The sequence below is a fragment of the Luteimonas sp. RIT-PG2_3 genome, from assembly GCF_054902115.1.
Genome location: NZ_JBUBPF010000004.1, coordinates 240,020 through 265,036 on the forward strand (window position 1 = coordinate 240,020; position 25,017 = coordinate 265,036).

25 protein-coding genes are annotated in these 25,017 nt (G+C 67.9%); 11 read left to right on the top strand and 14 right to left on the bottom strand.

The window, feature by feature from the left end:
• Nucleotides 1-14: 14 nt before the first annotated feature.
• Complete coding sequence (locus tag ACYX7E_RS08020) at nucleotides 15-2,801, bottom strand: protein kinase domain-containing protein (RefSeq protein WP_462080045.1); 2,787 nt, start codon at nucleotides 2,799-2,801, stop codon at nucleotides 15-17.
• 163 nt (nucleotides 2,802-2,964) lie between these two features.
• Here ACYX7E_RS08020 and ACYX7E_RS08025 point away from each other — a divergent pair, with 163 nt between their 5' ends.
• The 3 genes from ACYX7E_RS08025 (at nucleotide 2,965) to ACYX7E_RS08035 (ending at nucleotide 4,363) form a co-directional block, all read left to right on the top strand.
• The gene (locus ACYX7E_RS08025) at nucleotides 2,965-3,270 is read left to right on the top strand and encodes a hypothetical protein (protein WP_462080046.1); all 306 of its coding nucleotides are present in this window, start codon (nucleotides 2,965-2,967) and stop codon (nucleotides 3,268-3,270) included.
• A 99-nt stretch (nucleotides 3,271-3,369) separates the two neighbouring features.
• Nucleotides 3,370-3,828, top strand: a complete 459-nt coding sequence (locus ACYX7E_RS08030) for a hypothetical protein (protein WP_462080047.1) — start codon at nucleotides 3,370-3,372, stop codon at nucleotides 3,826-3,828.
• Nucleotides 3,829-3,919: 91 nt separating this feature from the next.
• Nucleotides 3,920-4,363 carry a hypothetical protein gene (locus tag ACYX7E_RS08035; RefSeq protein ID WP_462080048.1) on the top strand — a complete coding sequence of 148 codons (444 nt, stop codon included), beginning with the start codon at nucleotides 3,920-3,922 and terminating at the stop codon, nucleotides 4,361-4,363.
• Between the two features lie 10 nt (nucleotides 4,364-4,373).
• Here the strand turns inward: ACYX7E_RS08035 and ACYX7E_RS08040 are convergent, their stop codons facing one another.
• Entirely contained in the window at nucleotides 4,374-5,201 is an 828-nt protein-coding gene (locus ACYX7E_RS08040) for a kinase (protein ID WP_462080049.1), read from the bottom strand.
• A 58-nt stretch (nucleotides 5,202-5,259) separates the two neighbouring features.
• On the opposite strand from ACYX7E_RS08040, the gene pdxH reads away from it, so the two are divergent.
• Nucleotides 5,260-5,862 (top strand): pyridoxamine 5'-phosphate oxidase, encoded by a 603-nt coding sequence (pdxH, locus tag ACYX7E_RS08045; protein WP_462080050.1) that lies wholly within the window; start codon nucleotides 5,260-5,262, stop codon nucleotides 5,860-5,862.
• Nucleotides 5,863-6,252: 390 nt separating this feature from the next.
• Complete coding sequence (locus ACYX7E_RS08050; RefSeq protein WP_462080051.1) at nucleotides 6,253-7,455, top strand: amino acid aminotransferase; 1,203 nt, start codon at nucleotides 6,253-6,255, stop codon at nucleotides 7,453-7,455.
• Nucleotides 7,456-8,244: 789 nt separating this feature from the next.
• Here ACYX7E_RS08050 and ACYX7E_RS08055 read toward each other — a convergent pair.
• The 3 genes from ACYX7E_RS08055 to proC form a co-directional block, all read right to left on the bottom strand.
• Nucleotides 8,245-9,342, bottom strand: a complete 1,098-nt coding sequence (locus ACYX7E_RS08055; protein ID WP_462080052.1) for a DNA glycosylase AlkZ-like family protein — start codon at nucleotides 9,340-9,342, stop codon at nucleotides 8,245-8,247.
• 130 nt (nucleotides 9,343-9,472) lie between these two features.
• Nucleotides 9,473-9,859, bottom strand: a complete 387-nt coding sequence (locus ACYX7E_RS08060; RefSeq protein ID WP_462080053.1) for a DUF4426 domain-containing protein — start codon at nucleotides 9,857-9,859, stop codon at nucleotides 9,473-9,475.
• Nucleotides 9,860-9,980: 121 nt separating this feature from the next.
• On the bottom strand, nucleotides 9,981-10,805 hold the full coding sequence (gene proC / locus ACYX7E_RS08065; RefSeq protein WP_462080054.1) for a pyrroline-5-carboxylate reductase: 825 nt from the start codon (nucleotides 10,803-10,805) through the stop codon (nucleotides 9,981-9,983).
• A gap of 512 nt (nucleotides 10,806-11,317) precedes the next feature.
• On the opposite strand from proC, the gene ACYX7E_RS08070 reads away from it, so the two are divergent.
• The 3 genes from ACYX7E_RS08070 (at nucleotide 11,318) to ACYX7E_RS08080 (ending at nucleotide 14,515) form a co-directional block, all read left to right on the top strand.
• On the top strand, nucleotides 11,318-12,355 hold the full coding sequence (locus ACYX7E_RS08070; protein ID WP_462080055.1) for a type IV pilus twitching motility protein PilT: 1,038 nt from the start codon (nucleotides 11,318-11,320) through the stop codon (nucleotides 12,353-12,355).
• A 162-nt stretch (nucleotides 12,356-12,517) separates the two neighbouring features.
• Nucleotides 12,518-13,648: a PilT/PilU family type 4a pilus ATPase gene (locus ACYX7E_RS08075; protein WP_462080056.1), complete on the top strand. Its 1,131-nt coding sequence runs from the start codon at nucleotides 12,518-12,520 to the stop codon at nucleotides 13,646-13,648.
• Nucleotides 13,649-13,888: 240 nt separating this feature from the next.
• The gene (locus ACYX7E_RS08080) at nucleotides 13,889-14,515 is read left to right on the top strand and encodes a superoxide dismutase (RefSeq protein WP_462080057.1); all 627 of its coding nucleotides are present in this window, start codon (nucleotides 13,889-13,891) and stop codon (nucleotides 14,513-14,515) included.
• Nucleotides 14,516-14,704: 189 nt separating this feature from the next.
• On the opposite strand, the gene ACYX7E_RS08085 is transcribed toward ACYX7E_RS08080, so the two are convergent.
• Nucleotides 14,705-15,250: a DNA-3-methyladenine glycosylase I gene (locus tag ACYX7E_RS08085; RefSeq protein ID WP_462080058.1), complete on the bottom strand. Its 546-nt coding sequence runs from the start codon at nucleotides 15,248-15,250 to the stop codon at nucleotides 14,705-14,707.
• 115 nt (nucleotides 15,251-15,365) lie between these two features.
• Here ACYX7E_RS08085 and ACYX7E_RS08090 point away from each other — a divergent pair, with 115 nt between their 5' ends.
• Genes ACYX7E_RS08090 through ACYX7E_RS08100 form a run of 3 tightly spaced genes read left to right on the top strand, consistent with a single transcriptional unit; the run spans nucleotide 15,366 to nucleotide 17,362 of the window.
• Entirely contained in the window at nucleotides 15,366-15,932 is a 567-nt protein-coding gene (locus ACYX7E_RS08090) for a YqgE/AlgH family protein (RefSeq protein ID WP_462080059.1), read from the top strand.
• A complete protein-coding gene (gene ruvX, locus ACYX7E_RS08095) occupies nucleotides 15,929-16,408 on the top strand; it encodes a Holliday junction resolvase RuvX (protein WP_462080060.1) in 480 nt (159 codons plus the stop codon). The genes ACYX7E_RS08090 and ruvX overlap by 4 nt, the downstream gene beginning before the upstream one ends.
• Before the next feature lie 18 nt (nucleotides 16,409-16,426).
• Nucleotides 16,427-17,362 (top strand): aspartate carbamoyltransferase catalytic subunit, encoded by a 936-nt coding sequence (locus tag ACYX7E_RS08100; protein ID WP_462080061.1) that lies wholly within the window; start codon nucleotides 16,427-16,429, stop codon nucleotides 17,360-17,362.
• A gap of 88 nt (nucleotides 17,363-17,450) precedes the next feature.
• Here the strand turns inward: ACYX7E_RS08100 and ACYX7E_RS08105 are convergent, their stop codons facing one another.
• The 8 genes from ACYX7E_RS08105 to ACYX7E_RS08140 all read right to left on the bottom strand — a co-directional run bounded on the left by ACYX7E_RS08105 (nucleotide 17,451) and on the right by ACYX7E_RS08140 (nucleotide 24,995).
• Nucleotides 17,451-18,290 (bottom strand): carboxylesterase family protein, encoded by an 840-nt coding sequence (locus ACYX7E_RS08105; protein ID WP_462080062.1) that lies wholly within the window; start codon nucleotides 18,288-18,290, stop codon nucleotides 17,451-17,453.
• Nucleotides 18,291-18,446: 156 nt separating this feature from the next.
• Nucleotides 18,447-19,808 (bottom strand): magnesium transporter, encoded by a 1,362-nt coding sequence (mgtE, locus tag ACYX7E_RS08110; RefSeq protein ID WP_462080063.1) that lies wholly within the window; start codon nucleotides 19,806-19,808, stop codon nucleotides 18,447-18,449.
• Between the two features lie 238 nt (nucleotides 19,809-20,046).
• On the bottom strand, nucleotides 20,047-21,768 hold the full coding sequence (gene ptsP / locus ACYX7E_RS08115; protein ID WP_462080064.1) for a phosphoenolpyruvate--protein phosphotransferase: 1,722 nt from the start codon (nucleotides 21,766-21,768) through the stop codon (nucleotides 20,047-20,049).
• Nucleotides 21,768-22,037: an HPr family phosphocarrier protein gene (locus ACYX7E_RS08120; RefSeq protein WP_462080065.1), complete on the bottom strand. Its 270-nt coding sequence runs from the start codon at nucleotides 22,035-22,037 to the stop codon at nucleotides 21,768-21,770. Before ACYX7E_RS08120 ends, ptsP begins: the two co-directional genes overlap by 1 nt.
• A gap of 11 nt (nucleotides 22,038-22,048) precedes the next feature.
• Nucleotides 22,049-22,441 (bottom strand): PTS sugar transporter subunit IIA, encoded by a 393-nt coding sequence (locus tag ACYX7E_RS08125; RefSeq protein ID WP_462080066.1) that lies wholly within the window; start codon nucleotides 22,439-22,441, stop codon nucleotides 22,049-22,051.
• Nucleotides 22,442-22,634: 193 nt separating this feature from the next.
• Complete coding sequence (gene rapZ / locus ACYX7E_RS08130) at nucleotides 22,635-23,531, bottom strand: RNase adapter RapZ (protein WP_462080067.1); 897 nt, start codon at nucleotides 23,529-23,531, stop codon at nucleotides 22,635-22,637.
• A complete protein-coding gene (hprK, locus tag ACYX7E_RS08135; RefSeq protein WP_462080068.1) occupies nucleotides 23,528-24,493 on the bottom strand; it encodes an HPr(Ser) kinase/phosphatase in 966 nt (321 codons plus the stop codon). Before hprK ends, rapZ begins: the two co-directional genes overlap by 4 nt.
• 31 nt (nucleotides 24,494-24,524) lie before the next feature.
• Nucleotides 24,525-24,995: a PTS sugar transporter subunit IIA gene (locus ACYX7E_RS08140; RefSeq protein ID WP_462080069.1), complete on the bottom strand. Its 471-nt coding sequence runs from the start codon at nucleotides 24,993-24,995 to the stop codon at nucleotides 24,525-24,527.
• Between the last annotated feature and the right edge of the window lie 22 nt (nucleotides 24,996-25,017).

The following is a 25,017-nucleotide window of genomic DNA, read 5'->3' on the forward strand; positions in this document are numbered from 1 at the left end:
CGCGCTGGCGACCGTCAACGATCCGCGGCGCCCTGTTGCAGCAGGCCCTGCAGCGCCTGGATGTCGGCGGCGTCCTCGGTGCCCAGTGCGACCAGCGCGGGGACCGCTTGGGCCAGTAACGGAAGACCGCGCGCAGTGTCGCCATCGAGCACCAGGATACGTCCGCGCAGCGCCCGCAGACGATGTTCCCAACCCGGCGTCGAGTCGCCGGCGGTCAGCGCCTTGATGTCGAGGCCGTCGACCATCGCCAACGCCTCGCGATGGCGACCCTGTTCGGTCAGGGCGCGCGCCAGCGCGTAGCGGAAACTGTGTGCGGCGACGTTGTCCTCGCCATAGTGGCGGCGCAAGCCGCGCTCGGCCTGGCGCAGGTAGTCCAGCCCGGCGTCGCGGTCGCCGCAGTCGTATTCCTTGAAGCCAAGGTTGCCGGTCTCGACCAGGGTCGCCTGGCGATCCTCGCCGTAGCGCCTGGCCATGCGTTCTCGCACGTCGCGTGCGATCCGCAGGGCCTCGGGGCAGCGTCCCGCGGCATCGTGGATGCTGGCGACCGTCGACCGCTGGATCAGGGTGGCGTATTCGTCGGGGCCGAGGATGCGTCCGGTGACCTGCGCGGCGTTTTCGGCCAGCGGCAGGGCCTCGTCATGGCGACCTAGGTTGCGCAAGGCGCGCGCGAGCATGATGCGGTAGCCGGCGACGGTGGCCTCGCCGATCCGGCGCGGGTCGAGCAGCGGGTCGGCGAGGATGGCCTGCAACTGCGCGATGCCGGCCTCGGCATCGCCCTGGCGGAGCATGGCATCGGCGATGTTGGAGCGGATAAGTGCCGCCATCATCGCGTCTTGGGGGCGCAGTAGACGCTGCAGGCGATCGGCGCGGCGATGCGCAGCCAGTGCGGGTTCGATCTGCAGTTGCTGAAAATGGAACTGCCCGCGCGCGATGGCCGCAGACAACGCCAGTTCGTTGTCGCCGCGCAGACGCGGGCCGGACTTCGCGTCGGCATCGGCCAGCACGTGTGCCGCGTCGGTGAAGTCGGGCGTGGCGCCGGCATAGGCCAATGTGCGCACTAGCCCATAGCGTGTCTTGAGCGTCAGTTCGCCGTCGTCGCCGAAAGCCTGGGCGTAATGCGTCGATGCCTTGCACAGGTGGTCGGCGGCGCGTTCGCGGTCTCCCAGCGTGCGCCAGGCGTCGCCGAGCGCGGCATGGATGCTGCCGCGCGTCGCCGGATCGTCGCCGAAGCGATCGGCCAACGGTCCCGAGGCATGCTCCAGCATCTGGCGCACGGTCGGATCGCGCTCGAAGCCCGAGCCGCCGGGACTGAGTGCACCGATCAGGTCGTCGCTGAGGAAGCGCACCACGGCCTCGGCGCGCGCGGCCTGCAAGGCGGCATCGCGGCGCTGCCGTTCGCTCTGGTACCAGAACAGCGAGCTGGCGAGCAGGCCGGTGGCGAGCAGCAGGATCGAGGCGACGACCCAGGGACGGCGCACGCGTGCGCGCTCGAGTTCGCGTTGTACTGCGTCCGCACGCAGCGCGGCGGACGCCTGTCGCTCCGCGTCGTCCCGACGGGCGGGCAGGGTCTCGAGGCGTCCGATCAGTTCGTCGACACTGCCCAGCCGTCGCGCGGGTTCGCCATCGGTGGCCCGACGAAGGTCGTCGACCAGCAGCGGGTCGTCGATGTCACGTTCCCAGCCGGGTGCCATTGGTCGCCGCAGGTCGCCGGCCAGCAGTTGCCACAGCAGGATGCCCAGCGCGTACAGATCGCTGCGAACGGTCGGCGGTTGTCCGGCGATCAGCTCGGGCGCCAGGTACAGCGGCGTGCCTGAGCTGTCGGTGCCGGCCGCATGGGTCACGGTCATCCCCAGCCCGGTGATGCCCAGTTCGGCCAAGCGCTCGGGCTGCAACAGCCGGCTGTTTCCAAAATCGGTCAGGCAGGCCTGCCAGCGTCTGCCCTGCGCGTGTCCGCCCTGGTCGGGTCGTCCGGCTTGATCGGGTCGCACCAGCACATTCGCCGGCTTGATGTCCTTGTGCAGCACGCCAACGCCATGGGCGGCGGCGACGGCATGGGCGACCTGCAGGAACAGCGCCAGTCGCTGTGCCTGGTCCCATTGCGCCAGCGGGCCATCGGCTCCCTGGTTCCCGGCCCATTCCGGCAGCGACTGGCCGCCGTAATTGCACTCCAGGAAATACGGTGGCGATGCGAAGTTCCAGTCCAGCGCATGCACGAAATCGTCGCGCTCGCCCAGGGTGTCGCGCAGCACCCGCATCAGCGTGGCCTCGCGCTTGATGGCCGACAGCTGCTCGCCGTTCAGCGCGAACTTGAACACGCGCTCATCGCGGCTGCGCGGTTGCCGGGCCAGCCAGACCTCGCTGCCGAAGGTCTGCCCCAGCGGTCGTTCGAGCAGGAAATGCTCGCGTCCGGGGACGGGCTGCCCGGCCTCCAGCTGCAACGGGCTGCCGACCCTGCGCCCGGCCGCGGTGCGTTCGACCTCGCCGGCAAACCGGTAGCCGATCCGCGGCACGGTGACGATGCGACGCGCTTCGGCCTCGCCCAGGGCCTTGCGCAACTTGCCCACGGCCGTCGCCAGCACATGGTCGACGGTGACGCGCCCGGCCCAGACGGTCTCGAAGAGCTCTTCCTTGGTGACCACCTCGCCCACGTGGCGCAGCAAGGTCGCCAGCACCTGCAGGGGTTTGTGCTCGACGTCGACGGCCAGGCCGGCAACGCGCAGCTCGTGCCGGGACTCGTCGAACTCGGCATGGCCGAAGCGCCAGCGGTAGGCGTGGCTGTCGGTCGGGGGAGAGGAAGGCATGGCCGGATCATAGCGTCGCGCATGCCGCGCGGCAGCGCGGATCGGCGTGTCGTGGCGGCTGCGGCACACGCTTGAATGTTTCTTGAAGTGACCGTGAGGACAGGCCGCAGCTGTCTCGCCCAGCATCCCTCCCACCGCGCTTGCGGCGACCGAGGATGCGGACATGACGGCGTGGAAGTGGATGGCGATCGCGGTGCTGGATGCCTGTCTGCTGGTGGGCTGCAGCAAGGGTCTCGACGGGACCTACGCCGACGAGCTGGGCATGAGCAGCCTGACGTTCCGGCGCGACGGCACGGTCGTGCAGTCGTCCGGACTGGCCGGTGTCGAGTTGGAGATGCGCTACGCGGTGGAGGACGACAAGGTCCGGCTGACCCACCCGGAGGCCTCGGGGGCGACGCTGGTCCTGACGCGCATCGACGACGACACCCTGTCGGGTCCGATGGGAATCCGTTTCAAGCGCAACCACTGAGGCCTGCCGACGGCCTGGATCCTCATGCGGTTGGTATCGCAGGGGCCCGGGCAGCGACGTGCATCGGGTTTTCCAATCAAACAATGCAAGGAGTGGGTGGTGGAGATCATTCAAGGCAAGGCACGCGTGCTCGACCGCGATACCGAGACGCACGGTTACGTATCGGGCAGCGGGGGACGTGTCAGCGGGCAGACCAGTTCAATGCGCACGGTCACCCTCGAGGTCGCTGGACGCACGGTGATCGTCAAGCACAAGCAGCCGATCGCGGTGATCGACGGCGACGAGGTCGTCGCCGCCGGGCCGCAGAAGGCGGAGGGTCTGCTGGCCTATGGCTTCGCGAACCGGACGCGCGCCACCCGCAACAAGTCGCCGGCCGGCTTGATGTTGCTGCTGGGCGGATTGATGGTCGCGCTGGGGATCCCGCTGAGCGTGATCCTGGTCGGGCTGATCTTCGTCGGCTTCGGCGGGTACTGCCTCTGGCTGGGCGCGCAGATGTCGAAGGCGAACAAACTGCTCGAATCCACGCTGGCCGCCGCCGGTCCGGTCCCGCGTTCCTAGCGGCATTGGCGTGATGGAAGACGACCGTCAGCGCCGGGCCCTCGCCCGGCCGGTCCACAACGGGCGCGCCCGTCGCGCCGAGGAGCATCAGATGGAGCGTCGTCGTCGTGGCTTCAGGATCTGCATCGCAGGCCTGCTCTTGGTGTGCTGCGCGCAGGCCGGGGCGATCGAGCTGCAGAACATGCAGGGATTCGAGGCACATTTCGGCCGCTACGCGCCGGGTGGGGACTGCAAGCGCCAGCCGCAGGTCGTCATCGATCGCGCCGGATTCTCGTTCGAAGGCGGGCCCGCCCTGCCGAAGGCGACGCAGCCGGAATATGCCGCCAGTTTCATGGGCAACTTCTACGAGGGCATCAGCCTGACGTTCTTCCCGTATGCGGTCGAACCCCGTCCCTACGTGTTGACCCTCAACGCTGGAGAGGCACGCGGGGTCATGACCATCGAAGCCTACGAGTTCGGGTATCCGGGCGGTCCGGCATTGCCGGACAAGTACCGCGCCCATGTCGCCGGCTCGCCGTACAGGAAATGCGGCTGAGCGCCCTGCGCTAGCTAGCGGGCGCGGGCAGGGGGCGGCGGGCTGCGTCCAGTGCGATCGTCGAGGCAGCCAGCGCGGGCAGGGTGCGCAATGCCTGCCGGCTGACGCGTTCGTAGTGCTGGACGAAGCGGTCGACCTGGGGGCGTGTCATCCCGCCGGGCGCGGGTTCGCCTGCCTGCGCGGCTGTCGCCGTCAGTGCGCATTCCTGTTGCCAGCGCCATTCCCGCACGACATCGAAGCCCGGCGGTTGCAGGAACAGCAGGCGGTCGATCCGTGCCCACAGCGCGGGATAGTCGCGGGCGAGGGCGTCGTTGCACCAGCGGCGCCAGCGGCCGTCGGCGTCCTCGTTGCGTTCGAGTGCGTTGACCGGTTCGACCAGGGCATCCCCGGTTTCCGCCGTGGTGCCGAGGAACCAGCCTTCGAACACGACCAAGTCGACGGCATCGCAGGGCGTCCACTGCGCGCGTGGCCGCCGCCGGTCGCCCAGCTTGTCGAAGCGGGGCAGCTCGACGCGCTCACCGGCGCGCAGGGCATCCAGCGTACGACAGGCCAGCGCGACATCGTGCGTGCCCGGCGGCCCACGCGTCGCCAGCAGTGGATGCACCTCGCGCGCCAGTTGCTGTCGTTCGGGCTGGTCCAGGTAGACATCGTCGATCGAGATCGACACCGCGCGCAGGCCTCGCGCCTGCGCGGCCTCGACCAGTTGCGCGGCCAGCGTCGACTTGCCGGTGCCCTGCAGGCCGCTGATGCCGTAGATGCGGGGCGCGTGGCCGCGGACGTGCCCGGCCAACGCATCGTCGAGCAGCGTGGCGACCAGGGCAGGCGCGAAGCCCCTCATCGGGGCAGGACCTGCGGCAGGGGATGCATGGCGTGCGACATCGCGCAACAATAGCGCAATGAACTGCGCAGACCTCCAGACCGAAGCCCTCGCCACTTTCGCCACCCTCTTCGACGAGGCCTTGGCTGCCGGCGAGCCCGATCGCACCGCGATGACACTGGCCACCGCCGCCCGCGATGGCCGCCCTTCAGCACGCACGGTGTTGCTGAAGGCACACGACGCGCGCGGCTTCGTCTTCTACACCCATCTGGAAGGCCGCAAGGGGCGCGAGCTGCAGGCCAATCCGCAGGCGGCGCTGCTGTTCCATTGGCCGCGCGTCCGCGATGGCGTGCAGGTCCGCATCGAAGGGCCGGTGGTGCGGGTCGACGATGCCGAGGCCGATGCCTATTTCGCCTCGCGTCCGCGCGGTAGCCAGCTCGGCGCCTGGGCGTCGCTGCAGTCGGAGACGCTGGCATCGCGCGAGGTCTTCGAGCAGCGCATCGATGGGCTGGAGGGCGAATTCGAAGGGCGCGATGTCCCGCGTCCGCCTGGCTGGACCGGCTTGCGCGTGCGTCCGGAGCGGATCGAGTTCTGGTATGGCGCGCAGTTCCGCCTGCACGAACGCTGGCTGTATGAGTTCGACTGCGCCGGGCAGTGCAGCAAGCGCATGCTGTACCCGTAGGCGCGGGAGCGGGAGACCCTGGCGGGACGGATCGGCCGACCGTCTCCGGGGGAAGTCGATGGCCTGCCTGAGATGAATCCAGGCCCATCGCGCGCGGTGCCGCAGGCCTGCGCACGAACAGCGGTCAAGCGCCCACCTCGCAACGTGCGCCTGCGTATGCAGGCCGGGCGCGGCTGCATGCAGCGACATGCCGCCGATCGATCGCAGGAAATGGTTTGCGATGCCGTCTGGCACACGCTTTGTCCTGCCGCGCGTGCTGAAAACGCAAGGTTTGCCCCGCGCATCCCTGTTACGATTGCATGGTTTGCCGGCCCCGTGTCTTCGCGGCCTGGCGACGTCCCTCCGGAGCTGCTCCGGACCTCCTTCCTCCCCTACGAGACGAGCAACGCCGTGTCTTTCTTCGCCAACGTGGAACTGGTTCCTGGTGATCCGATCCTGGGATTGACCGATGCCTACAACGCCGACACCCGCACCGACAAGGTGAACCTGGGCGTGGGCATTTATTACGACGAGCAGGGGCGCATTCCGCTGCTGGCATCGGTCAGCGAGGTGGAGCGAAAACTGGCACAGGACGCGCGTCCGCGCGGCTACTCGCCGATCGACGGCTTGCCGGCCTATACCGATGCGACCCGCAAGCTGCTGTTCGGCGCCGATTCGCCGTTGCTGGAGCAGGGCCGCGTGGCGACGTCGCAGACCGTCGGCGGCAGCGGTGCGTTGCGCGTGGGTGCGGACCTGCTGAAGAAGCTGCTGCCGCATGCGACCGTCGCGATCAGCAACCCGAGCTGGGAGAACCATCGCGCGGTGTTCGGCGCGGCCGGCTTCGAGATCGTCGACTACACCTATTTCGACGCGCAGGCCCATGGCCTGGACTTTGCTGGCATGATCGCCGATCTCAACAAGCTGCAGCCCGGCACGGTAGTGCTGCTGCACGCTTGCTGTCACAACCCCACGGGTGCCGACCTCAGCCACGCGCAGTGGCGCGAAGTGGCGGGTGTATTGAAGGAGCGGGGCCTGTTCCCGTTCATTGACATCGCCTACCAGGGCTTCGACCAGGGCATCGAGCAGGACGCTTACGCGATCCGCCTGTTGGCGGAAGTGGGCGTGGAATCGTTCGTCGTTGCCAGTTCGTACTCCAAGTCGTTCTCGCTGTACGGCGAGCGCGTGGGTGCGTTGTCGGTGGTCGGTGCCACGGCCGACGAGACCAAGGCCGTGCAGTCGCAGGTCAAGCGGATCATCCGCACGATCTATTCCAGCCCGTCGGTGCATGGTGCGGCCCTGGTTGCAGGCGTGCTGACCAGCCCTGAGTTGCGCGCGCGCTGGGAGCAGGAACTGACCGGCATGCGTGAGCGCATCCATGCGCTGCGTGCGGGCCTGGTGGCCAAGCTCGCGGTGGCCGATGTCGGCGATTACAGCTTCATTTCGCGTCAGGCGGGCATGTTTTCGTATTCGGGCCTGAGCAAGGCGCAGGTCGATCGTCTGCGCGACGAGCATGCGATCTATGCGGTGGGCAGTGGCCGCATCTGCGTCGCTGCACTCAATGCCAACAACCTCGACAAGGTCGCCAACGCGATTGCCGCGGTCACCCGCGGCTGAGGACGGCCCGCACCGGCTTCGCGCCGGTTGCAGGGAGTGACATCGGGGCCTCTTTCCTGTCGTCGGAAAGAGGCCCTTTTGTTTGGTGCCTTCATGGGGTCGCGGATCTTGGTGTATTGGCTTCGGATTTGCAGCGGCGGGTCGGGCTGCGGCTGCTCTTCCCTCGGTCAGCGCATCCTGCCCTGACTCGGGCGCACGCCATTCATGGCGTGCTTGGCGCAGGCTCCGCCCGACCCTCCACTGCCGCGCGCGTCGGTATTTCGACGTCGGAAGGCACTCGGCGCATGCTCCTCCATCGAAGACATCGGCCCTCCCGCCATCAGAGCGTCGTCTCGGCCGGGGATTGCGGAGAGCGGGCCATGGATGGCCCGCGGCGGCGAGTCAGCCAAGAATGGCTGACCGAGCCGAGGAGTAATCCCTGGACGGGGCGATGCGGCCTCCGAAGCCAAGCCGTTGCCCTTAACTCCGAGAAAGGCGGGGCTCGAAAGCAAAGAAGCAGATTCGTTGCACCCGGATTTGCAGAGGCGTGTCGGGCTGCGGCTGTTCTTCCCTCGGTCAGGGCATCCTGCCCTGACTCGGGCGCACGCCATCCATGGCGTGCTTGGCGCAACCTCCGCCCGACCCGCCACTGCCGCGAGCGTCAGGATTGCGGCGCCGGCATGCTTTCGAAGCCGACGACGCCTCCTTCTCCCGTCATGATCGCGGCATGGGAGGATTTCCGCGCAAGCCCCTGCAGTTTGAGTCGTCGTTATCGTCCGACAGGAGACTCCCATCACGTGCCCGGCAGGCTTAGCGTGCCGTGAGGAACACGCTCATGCGTTGCAGTTCCTCGTCGAGCGCTGTGCGGAATGCCGCGTCGCGCGGTTTCCTGTCGACATAGCCGAGTTCGGGCCGCAACTGGCCAGCCTTTGCGGTGACGTTGGCCCAGCCGATCACACGGTCGTGCCACAGCAGCGGCAGCGCGTAGTAACCGAACTGGCGCTTGGCTGCCGGCGTGTAGGCCTCGAATTTGTACGTCCAGCCCCACAGCAGCTCGAAACGACGGCGGTCCCAGACCACCGGATCGAAAGGCGCAAGCAGACGCACGGCGTCGTCAGGCGCGTGACGTCGCGAGGCAGGCATCTCGTCGGCCGGCCAGTACCAGGTCGTGCCGTCGATGCGGCAGCTTGCGAGCTCCTCGCGGGCCTGACGCAGCGCTGCCTGCGTCTGCAATGCAAGATGCGGAGCGCCGTAGCCCAACAGGCGCACCAGGTAGGTCAGGCTGGCTGCCGGCAGCGGCGCGTATTTGCTGACCACCAGTGCGACCAGCGCCGCGGCACGTTGCGCGCGGCCTGTTGGACTATCGTCGGTCGGCGGATGCGTCACCGCGGCGTAGACCCGAGTGCCACTGTCGCGTCGCGCCACCCGCAACATGCCCCGGTAGTGGAGGCCGTCCAGCAGGTGCGTGCTGGCATTGCTGGAGCCACCCCAGTAGTTGGTCACCCGGCCGTGCGCGAAATGCTGCTCGACCTGGCGCGGATGGACCTCACCATGTGCCTGCACATAGGTCAGCACGTCCGCAGCCCGGCGCCGCGTGGCCGCATCCCACGATCGCCTGGCCTCGCGCGGATGCATCAGCGCCAGATGCTCGCGTGGCAGGAAGCCATAGTTGACCAGGCAGTCTTCCTCGATCGCGAGCCGGGTGTAGCGGCGCTCGAGATCGCCGGCGCGGTAATCCTTGACGCGATGGCGTAGCGTCAGGTCCTGCGCCCGTGCGGGCGCACGGATCGGGTCCGCCTGCACGAAGCCGAGCCGCCGGATCGCGGCCGGCAGCGTGGTCGGCTTGAACAAGGTGCGCGCCACCGCATGGCGGCGCAGGTCGTCGAGCGTCGGTGTCCGGGCGGTCATCTGTTATCAGTCATCCGTTTGTCGCTCATCGCCCGGTTGCCGAGCGTAAGCGCCGGCGCGAGGACGATGCCGTGCCTGACGCTGCCCGGACGCGAGCGGCTGCATCAGCCCTGGCATCCAGCGCGATGCATCACGGCCGGTGGACGTCCCGGCTGAAGCGCAGCGTGGTTGCCGGCATGCCGTCCGCGCTGGCCTGGATTTCGAACGTCAGCGTATCGGGTGCCTGCACCTTGACGCTGCCGGCATAGTCGATGAATTCGGCGTTGCGGATCTCGCGCAACACGACGTCGCGCTGCACGCCCCGCAGGTCGCGCACACGGACCCCGAGCGTCGCCGGGATCGCCACCTCCGCATCGGCCGATCCGCGGCGCACGCCCACCAGCAACAGCACCGTGTTGTCGTCGCGCGCAATGCCATAAGGCTTGGCCATGGACTCGCTGAGGGCCATGGTCGGCACGATGCTGGCGCGCAGCACGTGCTGGCCATTGCGAACCTCGGCGGGCTCGCGGGTCGCCATCGCTTGCTCCATCGACGTCGTGCCGCTCGGCGCCGACGCAGTGCATGCGCACAGCAATGCGCTTACCAGCAGCAGCGCCCGCTGGCGCTGCGGCATGGATCCCTGCAGACGGCGCCCCAGGTCAATCATTGGCAGCCGACAGCTCGCCGCCGCGCACGGTGGCATTGTGGATGGCCTTGGCGACCAGCTCGCGGAAACCGCCGACCTCGAAGGTCTCGATCGCGGCCTGGGTGGTGCCGCCGGGGGAGGTCACGCGGCGGCGCAGTTCGGCCGGGGCTTCGCCCGATTCGGTCAGCATGCGCGACGCGCCCAGCAGGGTTTCCTGCACCAGCGTACGCGCGGCATCCGCCGGCAGACCCTCGGCGATCGCGGCCGCTTCCATCGCTTCGGCGAGCAGGAACACATACGCCGGGCCGCTGCCGGAGGTGCCGGTCACGGCGTCCATCCTGCCCTCGTCGTCGATCCAGACGGTCTTGCCGGCGCTGGCCAGCAGCGCTTCGGAACGTGCGCGGCCATCGGCATCGACATGCGCGTTCGCGAACAGGCCGGTGACGCCAGCGCCAAGCAAGGCGGGGGTGTTGGGCATCGTGCGCACGACCGGCAACTGTCCGCCCAGCCAGCTTTCGAGCTGTGCCGAGGTGATGCCGGCGGCGATCGACACGGCGACCGGGCGGGTCGATTGCGCCTGTGCGGCGAGCGCGGCGCAGACCTCGCGCATCACCTGCGGCTTGACCGCGAACAGCCACGTCGAAGCGCCTTCCACTGCCGCCGAAGCGTCTTCAAAGACCTGTACGCCGAAGTCAGCGGCCAGTGCGTCGCGGCTGGGCGCATAGGGGTCGGCGACGCGGATCGATGCGGGATCGGTGCCGCTGGCGACCAGGCCGCCGATCAGGCTGCGTGCCATGTTGCCGCCGCCGATGAAGGCGATCGAGGAAGACGTGCTCATATGTGCTCCGGTTGGGTAGCAGGACGTCGGGTCCTGCACTGGGATGTCGGGAGTGGCGGGCGGGTCCGCCATGGAAAAGATCGCGCGATCGAGGGGCGCTGGATAGCGCCGCTGGCTCCGGTGCTGGCCTCGGCCGCCTGCTCGGGCCCAATGCCAGGATGGTAGCCCGACTTGCCGTTCTCACCGTATGCGCACCCTTCCAAGGATGTCGGCCCTGCCACATCAACCGCCGACCGGGTCGCGCTGACGGGCAGCCGCCTGGTCTGCGACGGCACTCCGACGGCGGCAGGCGTCGTGTCGGCCGTCCGGTTCAGGGCTGCTTGCAGGGCGGAGGCTGGCAAGTCCGTAGGTTCCGTGGACGGGGTGAAAGGGCTTTAATTGTAATGTCTGCCCGGGGCTATACTGCCGGCAGGGGGATGAGCCGGCGGTCGGCGGTGCCGGCCATGGGCCTGCATCCCGGGGTGTCCGGCTCCTACCATTACCGGTCGATGTGGCAGTGCAGGGGATCATGCATGGATATTGCGGAACTGTTGGCGTTCTCGGTCAAGAACAAAGCCTCCGATCTTCATCTCTCGGCCGGCCTGCCGCCGATGATCCGTGTCGACGGCGACGTGCGCCGCATTAACATCCCAGCGCTCGACCACAAGCAGGTGCACGCGCTGGTCTACGACATCATGTCGGACAAGCAGCGACGCGATTACGAAGAGTTCCTCGAGGTCGACTTCTCGTTCGAGATCCCCGGCCTGGCGCGTTTCCGCGTCAACGCCTTCAACCAGAACCGCGGCGCCGGCGCGGTCTTCCGCACCATTCCGTCGGAGGTGCTGACGCTGGAAGACCTGGGTTGCCCGCCGATCTTCCGTGAGCTGATCGAGCAGCCGCAGGGTTTGATCCTGGTCACTGGACCGACCGGTTCGGGCAAGTCGACCACGCTGGCCGGCATGATCGACCACATCAACAAGAGCGAATACGGCCACATCCTCACCGTCGAGGATCCGATCGAATTCGTGCATACCTCGCAGAAGTGCCTGATCAACCAGCGCGAAGTGCACCGCGACACCCACGGCTTCAACGAAGCCCTGCGTTCGGCGCTGCGTGAGGATCCCGACATCATCCTGGTCGGCGAGTTGCGCGACCTGGAGACGATCCGGCTGGCGCTGACCGCCGCGGAAACCGGACACCTGGTGTTCGGCACGCTGCATACCTCCAGCGCAGCCAAGACCGTGGACCGCATCATCGACGTGTTCCCCGCCGGCGAGAAGCCGATGGTGCGCTCGATGCTGTCGGAATCGCTGCGCGCGGTGATCTCGCAGGCGCTGCTGAAGAAGGTCGGCGGCGGCCGCACGGCGGCCTGGGAAATCATGGTCGGCATCCCCGCGATCCGCAACCTGATCCGCGAGGACAAGGTCGCGCAGATGTATTCGTCCATCCAGACTGGCCAGCAGTACGGCATGATGACCCTGGACCAGCACCTGCAGGACCTGGTCAAGCGTGGCCTGGTCACGCGCCCGCAGGCCAGGGAATACGCGAAGGACAAGCGCATCTTCGAGTAAGGCTGTAAACGGGAGCAGGTCACCGGTGGCCTGGAACTGAGAGCAGAGCGCAGAGAATTGCAAAAGCTGGGAGGCGGGGCGGGTACGCGGAAGTGTCGAGGAGCCTGCTCCTGACCCTTCGCTATTCCCGGTTCTCGAGTCCCGACGCCACAGGAGCCACCCATGAGCAGCATCGACTTCACCTCGTTCCTCAAGCTGATGGCGCACCAGAAGGCGTCGGACCTGTTCATCACCGCCGGCATGCCGCCGTCGATGAAGGTCCACGGCAAGATCTCGCCGATCACCCAGAACCCGCTGACGCCACAGCAGTCGCGCGACCTGGTGCTGAACGTGATGTCGCCGCAGCAGCGCGAGGAGTTCGAGAAGACGCACGAGTGCAACTTCGCCATCGGCGTGTCCGGCGTCGGCCGCTTCCGCATCAGCTGCTTCTACCAGCGCAACCAGGTCGGCATGGTGCTGCGCCGGATCGAGACGCGGATCCCGTCGATCGAAGAACTGAACCTGCCGCCGATCATCAAGACGCTGGCGATGACCAAGCGCGGCATCATCATCTTCGTCGGCGCCACCGGCACCGGCAAGTCGACGTCGCTGGCGTCGATGATCGGTTACCGCAACCAGAACTCGACCGGCCACATCATTACGATCGAGGACCCGATCGAGTTCGTGCACAAGCACGAAGGCTGCATCATCACCCAGCGCGAAGTCGGCATCGACACCGACAGCTGGGAAGCCGCGCTGAAGAACACGCTGCGCCAGGCCCCCGACGTCATCATGATCGGCGAGGTGCGCACGCGCGAAGGCATGGACCACGCGATCGCGTTCGCAGAGACTGGCCACCTGGTCCTGTGTACGCTGCATGCCAACAACGCCAACCAGGCGATGGACCGCATCATCAACTTCTTCCCTGAGGATCGCCGCGGCCAGTTGCTGATGGACCTGTCGCTGAACCTCAAGGGCGTGGTCGCCCAGCAGCTGATCCCGACACCGGACGGCAAGGCGCGCCGCGTCGCGATGGAGATCATGCTCGGCACCCCGCTGGTGCAGGACTACATCCGCGAAGGCGAGATCCACAAGCTCAAGGAGGTCATGAAGGACTCCACCAACCTGGGCATGAAGACCTTCGACCAGAGCCTGTTCGAGCTGTACCAGGCCGGCGAGATCAGCTACGAGGACGCCCTGCGCCACGCCGACTCCGCCAACGAAGTGCGCCTGCGCATCAAGCTGGCACAGGGCGGCGACGCACGCACGTTGTCGCAGGGACTGGATGGCGTTGAGGTGGCCGAGGTGACCTGAGCGGCGCCTGGGGCACGGCTGTCGTGAGGGCCGGGCGCACGACGCGTGCCTGAGGATCGACTGGTGTGCCTCGCCTTGTGTGCCTGGTCATCCCATGGCAAACCAGGACCGGCGGACTCCGCCCTGCAACCTCAGGCGGCCTTGAGGTTGCCCGGGATACTGCGTTGTCGCCGGCATGATGCCGTTTTCATGCGGCGCACGGCACAATAGTGGGCCCTGAGACAGGTTCGGAGACGTTACATGGCCTTTACCCTCCCCAAGCTCCCCTACGCTTACGATGCGCTGGAACCGAACATCGATGCGCAGACGATGGAAATCCATCACACCAAGCATCACCAGACCTACATCAACAATGCCAACGCGGCGCTGGAAGGCACCGAGTGGGCCGACAAGTCCGCCGAGGAGATCATCGCCAACCTCGACGCGCTGCCCGAAGACAAGCGCGGCCCGCTGCGCAACAACGCCGGCGGCCATGCCAACCATTCGCTGTTCTGGACCGTGCTGTCGCCCAAGGGTGGCGGCAACCCGACCGGCGATGTCGGCAAGCACATCGACAGCGACCTGGGCGGCTTCGACGCGTTCAAGGAAGCCTTCACCAAGGCGGCGCTGACCCGTTTCGGCAGCGGCTGGGCGTGGCTGAGCGTCGACAAGTCCGGCAAGCTGCTGGTCGAGAGCAGCGCCAACCAGGACAACCCGCTGATGAAGGGCGTGGGCTCGGGCAATACGCCGATCCTGGGCCTGGATGTCTGGGAGCATGCCTACTACCTGAAGTACCAGAACCGTCGCCCGGACTACATCGCGGCGTTCTACAACGTCGTCGACTGGAATGAAGTTGAGCGCCGTTACCAGGAAGCCGTCAAGGGCTGAATGGTGGGCCCGGATCGGAGGACGTTGCCGTAGGCAATGTGTTCCGGTCCACGACGTGACGCAGGAAAGCCCCTCCCTCCGGAGGGGTTTTTCGTTGGGGCAGGGCATCGGCGGCGTGTGCAGGAGCGCCTTCTGGCGCGATCGCTAGCGGGGGACGCCCGGTCGCGCCTGAAGGCGCTCGTGGGAGGGCTATCGCTTCGGCCGCAGACGCGCCAGCTTCTTCGCCACCGGACAATCCGGACGGTGCGCGCCGGGCAGGTAGCCCAGGCTCATCAGGAACTCGTTGGTGATCTCGCCGCCGGTGAAGCGGAAGGTCTTCTTGAACAGCTTGACCCAGGCGGCCTTGTCGCGCGGCGTACCGGTCTCGTCGCGGACGTGTGCGTCCAGCCATTGCGCGAAGCCACCATGCGAGGCGCGCATGCCCTGGATGATCCCGGCGTTGTGGATCGCGGCGTCGACCTTGAGCCGGTTGCGGATGATGCCGGCATCGGCCAGCAGGCGGTTGCGGTCGCGCTCGCCATAGCCCGCGACCTTGTCAACGTCGAAGCCGTGATAGGCGCCGTGGAAGCCCGCGCGCTTCTTCAGGATGGTCTCCCAGCTCAGTCCAGCCTGGTTGATCTCCAGCAGCAGGCGTTCGAACAGCACGTGTTCCTCGCGTTGCGGGAAACCGTACTCGGTGTCGTGGTAGGGCCCGTGGATGGGGTGTCCAGGGGCGACGTCGCAATAGGCGCTCATGCGGCAAGGATAGCGCCCCCGGCGACATCCGCGCATTGAACCAAAGGTGTCCGCGGGTGGCCGGAGACAGCATGCGACACACGTCAATGGCGTCAACAGGCCCTAGAATACCGGCATGTCCTCCCCGTTCCTGCCCCTGGCCAATCAGCTGCTGATCGCCGCCCCGGCGATGGACGATCCCAATTTTGCGCGGACCGTCGCCCTGATCTGCCAGCATGATGGCGATGGCGCGATGGGCGTGGTCATCAACCGGCCCTCCGAATACACGCTGGGCGAGATCTTCCAGCAGATGGGCATTGCCTCGACAGATTCCGGACTGCGCGGTCAGCGCGTACTGGCCGGCGGGCCGGTCCACCCCGAGCGCGGTTTCGTCGTCCACGACGGCGGACGCACCTGGGATTCCAGCCTGGCGATCGCCGACGGGCTGTCGGTCACCACGTCACGCGACGTGCTGGAAGCGATGGCGCGTGGCGAGGGCCCCGAGCATGCGGTCGTCGCCCTGGGCTGCGCTGGCTGGGGCGCGGGGCAACTGGAGTTCGAACTGTCGGGCAGCAGCTGGATCACCGCGCCGTCCGACAACGACGTGCTGTTCCACACGCCGCTGGATGCGCGATGGCAGGCGGCGGCCGGGCAGATCGGCGTCGACCTGATGCGCATGGCCGACTACACGGGGAACGCATGAGTCGCGGCCCGATCCGTGCCGATGGCACCGTGCTGGGTTTCGATGTCGGTTCACGCCGGATCGGCGTGGCCGTGGGCAGTGCCTTCGGGCACGGCGCGCGTGCGCTGGCGGTGGTCAACGTGCATGCCGATGCGATCGACTGGCTGGCCATCGAGCGCGTCTACAAGGAATGGCGCCCCGATGGCCTGGTGGTCGGCGATCCGATGACGCTCGATGGTGGCGACCAGCCGATCCGCAAGCGCGCGCATGCGTTCGCGCGCGAACTCGCCACGCGCTTCCGGGTGCCGGTGGTCTTGATGGACGAGCGTTCGAGTTCGATCGAGGCCGCGCATCGCTTCGCCGTCGATCGTTCCGAAGGCCGTCGCCGTCGCAGCGATGCTGCCGCGCTGGATGCGGTGGCCGCTGCCGTGATTGTCGAACGCTGGCTGGCATCGCCCGGAGATGCCGTCGATCTTGAAGATCTTCCCTCCACATGAAACCGTCGTGAGCCTGTCATGAGCGTCTCCCAACTCGATTCCGACGGGCACCTGCGCCACCTGCTGACGCTGGACGGCTTGCCCCGCCCGGTGCTGGAGCGCCTGCTGGACCGTGCGCAGCAGTTCGCGGGCGGCGAGGATGCGCGCGAGCGTCTTGCCGGCAAGGCGGTCTGCACGCTGTTCTTCGAACCGTCGACGCGGACCCGGCTGAGCTTCCAGCGTGCTTCGCAACGATTGGGCGGGGACGTGCTGGGCTTCGATGCGGCGACCTCGTCGACGACCAAGGGCGAGACCGCGGTCGATACCTTGAAGAACATCGAGGCGATGGGCGTGCAGGGCTTCGTGGTCCGGCACAGCCAGGATGGCGCGGTGGCGGCACTGGCGGCGCAGGCCAACCCCGGGACCGCGCTGATCAATGCCGGCGATGGCCGCAGCGCGCATCCCACCCAGGGCCTGCTCGACATGCTGACGCTGCGCCAGGCCAAGGGCGTGGATTTCTCGGCGCTGAAAGTGGTCATCGTCGGTGACGTCAAGCATTCGCGCGTGGCGCGGTCGGACCTGCATGCGCTGCGGACACTGGGTGCCAGCGAGATCCGCGTCTGCGGACCGTCGTCGCTGCTGCCTGAAGACGAGACGCTGGCCGGCTGCAGCGTCTACGATGACCTCGATGCCGCGCTCGATGGCGTGGACGCGGTGATGATGCTGCGCCTGCAGCGCGAGCGCATGGAAGAAGGCCTGGTTGATTCGCTGGATGGTTACCACGCACGCTACGGACTGACGCCCGCGCGCCTCAAGCGTGCGGCGGCCGACGCGGTTGTGCTGCATCCGGGACCGATGAATCGCGGCGTCGAGATCGACGATGCGGTGGCCGATGGCAGACAGTCGCTGATCCTGCGCCAGGTCGCCAATGGCGTCGCGGTGCGGATGGCGGTGCTGGAGGCCCTGCTGGGCTGATTGGTGCGGGTGGTGTCAGGGGTTCTGATTCGCGGCTGAAGCCGCTCCCACAGGCTTGCGGGAGCGCCCATGGGCGCGAACCGGACACTCAACGCTTCTGCGCGAACAGCCAGTCCCACATCGCCTGGTCGCGGTAGGCGGGATCCCAGCTGTTATGGCCGACGCCAGGGAGCTCGGTGTAGTGGACATTGCCGGCACGCTGGCGCTGCAGCGCGGCGTACATCCGCTGCGACTGTTCTGGCAGCACGACGTCATCGTCGCCGCCATGGAAGATCCAGATCGGCAGGTCCTTGAGCGCGGCGGCCGTGGCGGCGAACGGATCGGCGGCGCCGCCGGCGACCGGCGTGACCATCAGCGTCGGGCGATGACCGGGCGCGGTGATGCCGCCGCAGACGGGGACGATCGCGGCGAAGCGTTGCGGCGCAATCAGTGCGAGCTCCCAACTCCCGTAGCCGCCCATCGACATGCCGGTCAGGTAGGTGCGGTCGGGATCGGCGCCGTAGAAGCGCGCGGCATCGTCGAGCACGGCAAGCGCCATGCGCGCGCTGTCGCCGCTCCACTCGCTATGCCGGGGCGCCTGTGGAAACACCGCCAGCGCCTTGAAGCGATCGCCGTGCGCGCGTAGGTAGGGGCCGAGGCCTGCTTCCAGCTGCCGGCGGTTGTCGTCGCCGCGTTCGCCCGATCCGTGCAGGAACAGTACGAGCGGGATGGGCGTGGCTTCCAGTCGCATCGGCACGAAGACCTGGTAGCGGACCGTGCGGCCTTCGAACGACAGGCTGTGCGCGACGAAATCGCCATGGCCGATGCCGTGGGGCTGGTCCGCAGCCGGATCGGCCGGGGACGGTGCGGGCCGGTCGAGATCGCTCGAGGCGCAGCCGGCCATCAACAGCCATCCGGCGAACAAGGGCAGCAACAGGCGCAAGGGCATCGGGCGGTCTCCATGCATGGGGCGGTCTCCACGGTGTGCATCTCCACGGGTGCCGGGCCAATGTACCCCTCGCGAGGGCGGCATACCTGACTGCAGCGTTTCGACCTGAGGACGGCGCCAGGGCCCGCGTGCTGCGTCATCGGGTGCAGCCCTGCCTCAGCGGATCATGATCGCCGTTGCCAGCCCGAGGAAGCTGAAGAAGCCCATGATGTCGGTGACGGCAGTGACGACGACGGTGCCGGCCACCGCCGGGTCGATGTGCATGCGCTTGAGCAGCAGCGGCAGCAGCACGCCGGCCAGTGCGGCCGAACAGAAATTGATCACCAGCGCGCTGAAGATCACCAGCGACAGCACCCAGTCATGGAACCAGGCGAGGGCGACCAGGCCGACCAGGCCGCCGATCAGCATGCCGTTGATGACCGCGACCCGCAGTTCCTTCCACAGCAGGATGCGCGCATTGCTGGCGCCGACCTGGCCGAGCGCGATGCCGCGCACCATCAGCGTCAGCACCTGCACCGCGGCGTTGCCGCCGATGCCGGCGACGATCGGCATCAGCACCGCCAGCGCGACGACCTTCTCGATCGTCACTTCGAACTGCCCGATCACGAAAGCGGCCATGAACGCGGTCAGCAGGTTGACGCCCAGCCAGACGACGCGGCCGCGCACCGCGCGACGGATCGACGAGAACAGGTCTTCTTCCTCGTCGAGGCCGGCGGCGCCCAGGGCCTGGTGCTCGGCCTGGCCGCGGATGATGTCGACCACGTCATCGATGGTGATGCGGCCCAGCAGCACGTTGCCGTCGTCGACGACCGGCGCGGACACCCAGTCATGGTCGGAGAACTGGCGGGCGACCTGCTCGGCGGACTCGTCGACGTTGATCGCGGTCAGGTCGGCATCGATCAGGGCGTTGACCGGGGTGTGCGCGTCGTGGGTGACCAGGTCCTGCAGCGCGACCCAGCCGATCAGCTGGTGGCGGCGGTTGACGACATACAGGTGGTCGGTGTGTTCGGGCAGTTCGCCGCGCAGGCGCAGGTAGCGCAGCACCACGTCGACGGTGGTGTCGGCGCGCACCGTCACCACGTCCGGGTTCATCAGGCGGCCGGCGGTGTCTTCCGGATACGACAGCACCTGTTCGAGGCGCTCGCGGTTCTCGCGGTCCATCGACTTGAGGACTTCGTCGATGACGGTATCGGGCAGGTCCTCGACGAGGTCGGCCAGATCGTCGATGTCGAGGTCCTCGACCGCGGCGACGATCTCGTCGGTGTCCATGTCCGCCAGCAGGCTCTCGCGAACTTCCTCGCCGACATGGACCAGGACCTCGCCGTCGTCCTCGGCGTCGACCAGGCCCCAGACCACCATGCGCTTTTCATGCGGCAGCGATTCGAGCAGGTTGCCGATCTCAGCCGGCGCCAGGGTATTGATCAGCCGCCGCACCGGGCCCAGGCGGCCGCTGTCGAGCGCGTCCGACAGCAGACGCAGCTGGCGCGCGGTCTTGTCGTGGCGTACGGCTTCTGCCATGGCTCGCTTCCATTGCGCGTCGCGGCGCATGCGCCGCGACGGGGGGCTATCGTCTGGACAGGGGGCTCGTTGCGGCGCCAAGCGCCTGCGAGCCTCGTGCGGGAACACGCATTATCACGTGCGCATGTGAATCTGCACACCCTGAGGCCACGGCAAGTTCAGTCGGTACGGGGCCGGGGCGGCTTGCCGCTCGCTGCCTGCGGAGCATGCGCAGCGATGGCAGGGCGCCGATGCGCGCTCAGTGAGCCTGCACGCTATGCAGCCAGCGCTGCAGAGCCTCGCGGTCGTGCGCACGCAACAGGGCCGGCGCGCGCGCGCGCAGGGCAGCCTGGTCGAGGCCGCGGATCGCCCGGCGCACTTCCAGCAGCATCGCCGGATGCAGGCTGAATTCCTCGAGGCCCAGCGCCAGCAGCATCGGGGTGAACATCGCATCGCCGGCCATTTCGCCGCAGACCGCCACCGGCTTGCCGCGGGCCTTGGCGGTCCGGATGATCGACTGCAGCAGGCGCGGCAGCGCGGGGTGCAATGGGGTGTAGAGCTCGCCGAGGGCATCGTTGGTGCGGTCGGCGGCCAGCAGGTACTGGACCAGGTCGTTGGTGCCGATCGACAGGAAGTCGACCAGGCCGATGAATCCCGGCAGCGCCAGCGCGGCTGCGGGGACCTCGATCATCGCGCCGACCGGCACGTCATCGGCGATCGGCTTGCCTTCGCGGCGCAGGTCGGCGGCCACGCGGCGCGCCAGTGCGAGCACCGAGACGATCTCCTCGCGGCTGCTGATCATCGGCACCAGGATCCGCACCGGGCCGTAGCCCGACGCGCGCAGGATGGCGCGCAACTGCGTCTCGAACAGGTCAGGATGGGCCAGCGACAGGCGCACGCCGCGCAGGCCGAGCGCCGGGTTGGGCTCGCCGCGCAAGGCCAGTCCGCTGCGGTCGGCCTTGTCGGCGCCGATGTCGAGGGTGCGGATCGTCACCACGCGCCCGGTCATGCCGAGCACGACATCGCGATAGGCGCGGAACTGCTCTTCCTCGTCCGGAACTTCGCTGCGCTGCATGAACAGGAATTCGGTGCGGTACAGGCCGACGCCGGCCGCGCCCAGCGCATGCGCCTCGGCGACGTCCTCGCGCGATTCGGCATTCGCGTACAGCTTGATGTCGTTGCCATCGAGCGTGCGCGAGGGCTCCCGGCGCAGGCGGTGCAGTTGCTTGCGTTCGCGCTTTTCCTCGCGCAGCCGGCTGCGGTACGCGCGCAGGTCGTCGGCATCGGGCTCGATGATCAGCGCGCCGCTGCTGCCGTCGACCAGCAGCACGTCGCCGTCATTGGCCTGCTGCAGCGCCAGGTGCGCGCCGACGATCAGCGGCAGGTGCAGGCTGCGCGCGAGGATCGCACTGTGCGACAGCGCGCTGCCGGTAGCGGTGACCACGGCCAGCACGCCCTGGGACTGCAGTTGCACCAGCTCGGATGGCGCGATGGTGTCGGTGACCAGGATCTCGCCGGCGATGCCGCTGAGGTCGGCCTCGCGCCGGTGCAGCGCGGCATGCACGCGGCCGATGACCTGGTCGATGTCTTCGATGCGGCTGCGGAAGTAGTCGTCGTCCATGGCCTCGAACACCGCGGCCAGGCGATCGCGCTGCAGGCGCAACGCGTAGTCGGCGGTGTACAGGCCCTTGCCCACCAGTTCGTCCAGTCCCTGCAGGAGTTCGGGATCGTCGAGCAGCAGGGCGTGCAGGTCGAGGAATTCGCCGACTTCGTGCGCCAGCGCGCCGTGCAGCTGGTCGCGCATGTTGCGCATCTCGACACGGACGATGTCGATGGCATGGTGCAGGCGCTTGAGCTCGCCTTCGGCCTCGGCCGGTTCGACGTGCTGCTCGGTGACCTCAAGTGCGTGCGGCAGGCGGACGCGTGCCCGGCCCAGGGCGTTTCCCCTAGAGGCGCCGTGCCCGGACACCTGTCTCCGCATCAGCTCTCCTCGTCGAACTTGCGTTCGAACAGGGCTGCGACGGCTTCGGCGGCGGCGGCTTCGTCATCGCCGTCGGCGCGCAGCACCACGCTGGTGCCATGCCCGGCCGCGAGCAGCATCACGCCCATGATGCTCTTGGCGTTGACCTCGCGGCCCTTGGCGACCAGGGTCGCGTTGCAGCGGAATCCCGACAGCACCTGGACGAGCTTGGCGGTGGCGCGTGCGTGCAGCCCCAGTTTGTTGCTGATCAGCAGTTCACGTTCGATCATGGGGTCGGCTCTCAGGCGTCGTCGTGGATGACCCCGTTGCGGGCACCGGCCGCAGCCACCGCAGGGAGTTCGTCAAGGGGAAGCTCAGCATAGTTCATCACCCGCAGCAGCATCGGCAGGCTGGCCGCGGACACCCTGCGCATCGGCGTGCCCAACTGCGCCAGGCGCGCGGCGAGGTTGCTCGGTGATGCGCCATAGACATCGGTCAGCACCAGCACGCCTTCGCCACTGTCGACCCTGCGCAACGCAGCGCTGGCCTGCGGCAGCAGGACGTCGAGGTCGCCGTCGAACGGCACTTCGAACGCTTCGGTCTTCAGGGGCAACTGGCGCAGCATCGTCGTGGCGACCGCGGTCAATGCGGTGCCGACGCCAGGGTGGGTCACGAGGAGGATGCCAACGGTCATGCCGCAACGTTATCAGACAGCGGTGACAGCCCGGAAGCGCCATCGTGGCATTGCGTCGGGAAACGGGATGGATGTCCTGTCATCGCATCGGGACATCCGCTGTGCCGACGCTTGGGCCACCGGCTAGCCTGCGTCGGGCGCGGATCGTCCGGCCAGCCCTTATGGCTTGCCGCGATCGACAGGTCCAGCGCGCTCAACCCAGTTCGCGATGCAGCGTGGCGACGTCACGCCAGCCATGCTGGCGCGCATGCTCGGCCATGGCCTCGGCCAGGTAGACCGACCGGTGGCGGCCGCCGGAGCAGCCGAACGCAACGGTCACATAGCTGCGGGTGTCGGACTGCATCCGCGGCAGCCACTTGTCGAGCAGCCCGGAGATCTCGTCGAAGAATTCCCGGACGATCGGCTGCTCCTCGAAGAACGCGCGTACGTCCGGGTCGCGGCCCGACAGTGGTCGCAGGCGCGGATCCCAGTGCGGGTTCGGCAGCCCGCGCGCGTCGAATACGAAGTCGGCATCGGCGGGCACGCCATGCCGGTAGGCGAACGACTCGAACAGCAGCGACAGCGACGAGTCCTGCGCCAGGCCAAGTTCGGTGACGACGCGACGGCGGAGCTGGTGGACGTTGAGGTCGCTGGTGTCGATGATCACGTCGGCCAGCGCACGCAGCGGACGCAGCGCCTGGCGCTCGAGCGAGATCGCATCGGCCAGCGCGAGGCCGATGTGGGTCAGCGGATGCCGGCGCCGGGTTTCGGCGTAACGCTTGATCAGCACGTCGTCGCTGGCATCGAAGAACACCAGCCGGGGATCGAAGCCGAGCGCGCCGACCGCCGACAACCAGTCGGGGACGTGCGCGAGGTCGCCGCGGCTGCGCATGTCGATGCCGACCGCAAGCTTCTCGCTGCTGCGTTCGGGGTGCGATGCGGTAGTCACGAAGTCCGGCAGCAGTTCCGCAGGCAGGTTGTCGACGCAGTAGAAGCCCAGGTCCTCGAAGGTCTTGAGCGCAACGCTCTTGCCGCCGCCGGACATGCCCGAGACGATCAGCAGGGTCGAGGCCGATGCCGGCGGGGAAGGTGGGGACGGGGTATCGCTCATGCCGGGCTGTCGCTGCCGTGTTCGAGGAAGTGGGAATGGCGCGCCAGGAAGGCGGCCGCGGGGTCGATGCCCTTGGCCCGCAGGATATGCGTGCGGGTCGCGGCCTCGGTCAGTACCGCGAGGTTGCGGCCGGGCATGACCGGCAGGGTGATCATCGGCACGTCGAGGTCGAGCACGCGGCGCAGGCCGAGGTCGCCGGTCAGGCGGATCATGCCGTCCTCGTAGGCGTGCGGTTCGGCGCCGGGGCGGCTCAGGTGCACGATCAGGCGCAGGTACTTGTTCTTCTTGACCGCAGTGTCGCCGAACATCTGGCGGATGTTGAGCACGCCCAGTCCGCGCAGTTCCAGCAGGTCCTGCAGCAGTTCGGGGCAGGTGCCATCGAGCACGTCGGGTGCGATCTGGGTGAACTCGGGGGCGTCGTCGGCCACGAGCCGGTGCCCGCGGGTCACCAGTTCCAGCGCCAGTTCGCTCTTGCCCGATCCCGACTCGCCGGTGATCAGCACGCCGATGGAATAGATCTCCATGAAGACGCCGTGCAGCGTGACCCGTGGCGCGAGCGCGCGGGCGAGGTGGTACTGCAGGTGGTTGAGCAGCTCATGGCCGCGCCGGGGCGAGGACCACAGCGGCGTCTGCGATTCCTCGGCGGCTTCGCGCAGGTCTTCGGGGCAGGTCTGGTCCTTGCTGATGACCAGGGCCAGCGGACGGTACTGGATCATCCGTTCGATGGTCTCCCAACGCAGCCGCGAGTCCAGGCCGTCTAGCCAGGCCAGCTCCTCGGTGCCCAGGATCTGCACCTTGTTGGGATAGATGATGTTGAGATAGCCGGCCAGCGAGGGGCGGCGGGCATGGGTTTCGACAGATTCCAGCACGCGCTGGTCGCCCGATTGACCGGCCAGCCAGCGCATGGCGAGGCGTTCGTGCTGCTGGTCGAACAGGTCGCGGGCAGTCAGGCTTGCATTCATTCGGTTCGGCGATCCATGTCAGTCGATCTGTTCAGGCAATCTGGATGCCGGCGACGGCACGGTCGAGCAGCAGGCTGCGCAGGTGCGCCACCTGGCCGGCGGTGCGCAGGGCCTCGCGCAGCTCCGGGTCCGAGAAACGCTCGGCGACCCAGGACAACTGCTGCAGGTGGTCCTCGACCAGGCCCTCCGGCGAACACATCGCGAACACCAGGTCGACCGGCACGCCATCGGGCGCACCGAAGTCGACCGGATGGTCCAGGCGCAGGAACGCGCCACGGGGCTGGTTGAAGGCCTGGCAGCGCGCATGCGGGATGGCAACGCCACGGCCGATGCCGGTGCTGCCCAGGGCTTCGCGATCGCGCAACGCCTGCGAGATCAGCGGGGTGATGGTGGGAGATGCGCCGCCCAGCAACCGGGCGGCGGCATCGAGCACGCTGGTGCGCGTGCCGGGTTCGACCAGCATCACGATGCGGTCGGGGGAAAGCAGGTCATTCCAGGGCATGGTGGGGGATCGTGATGCTGGG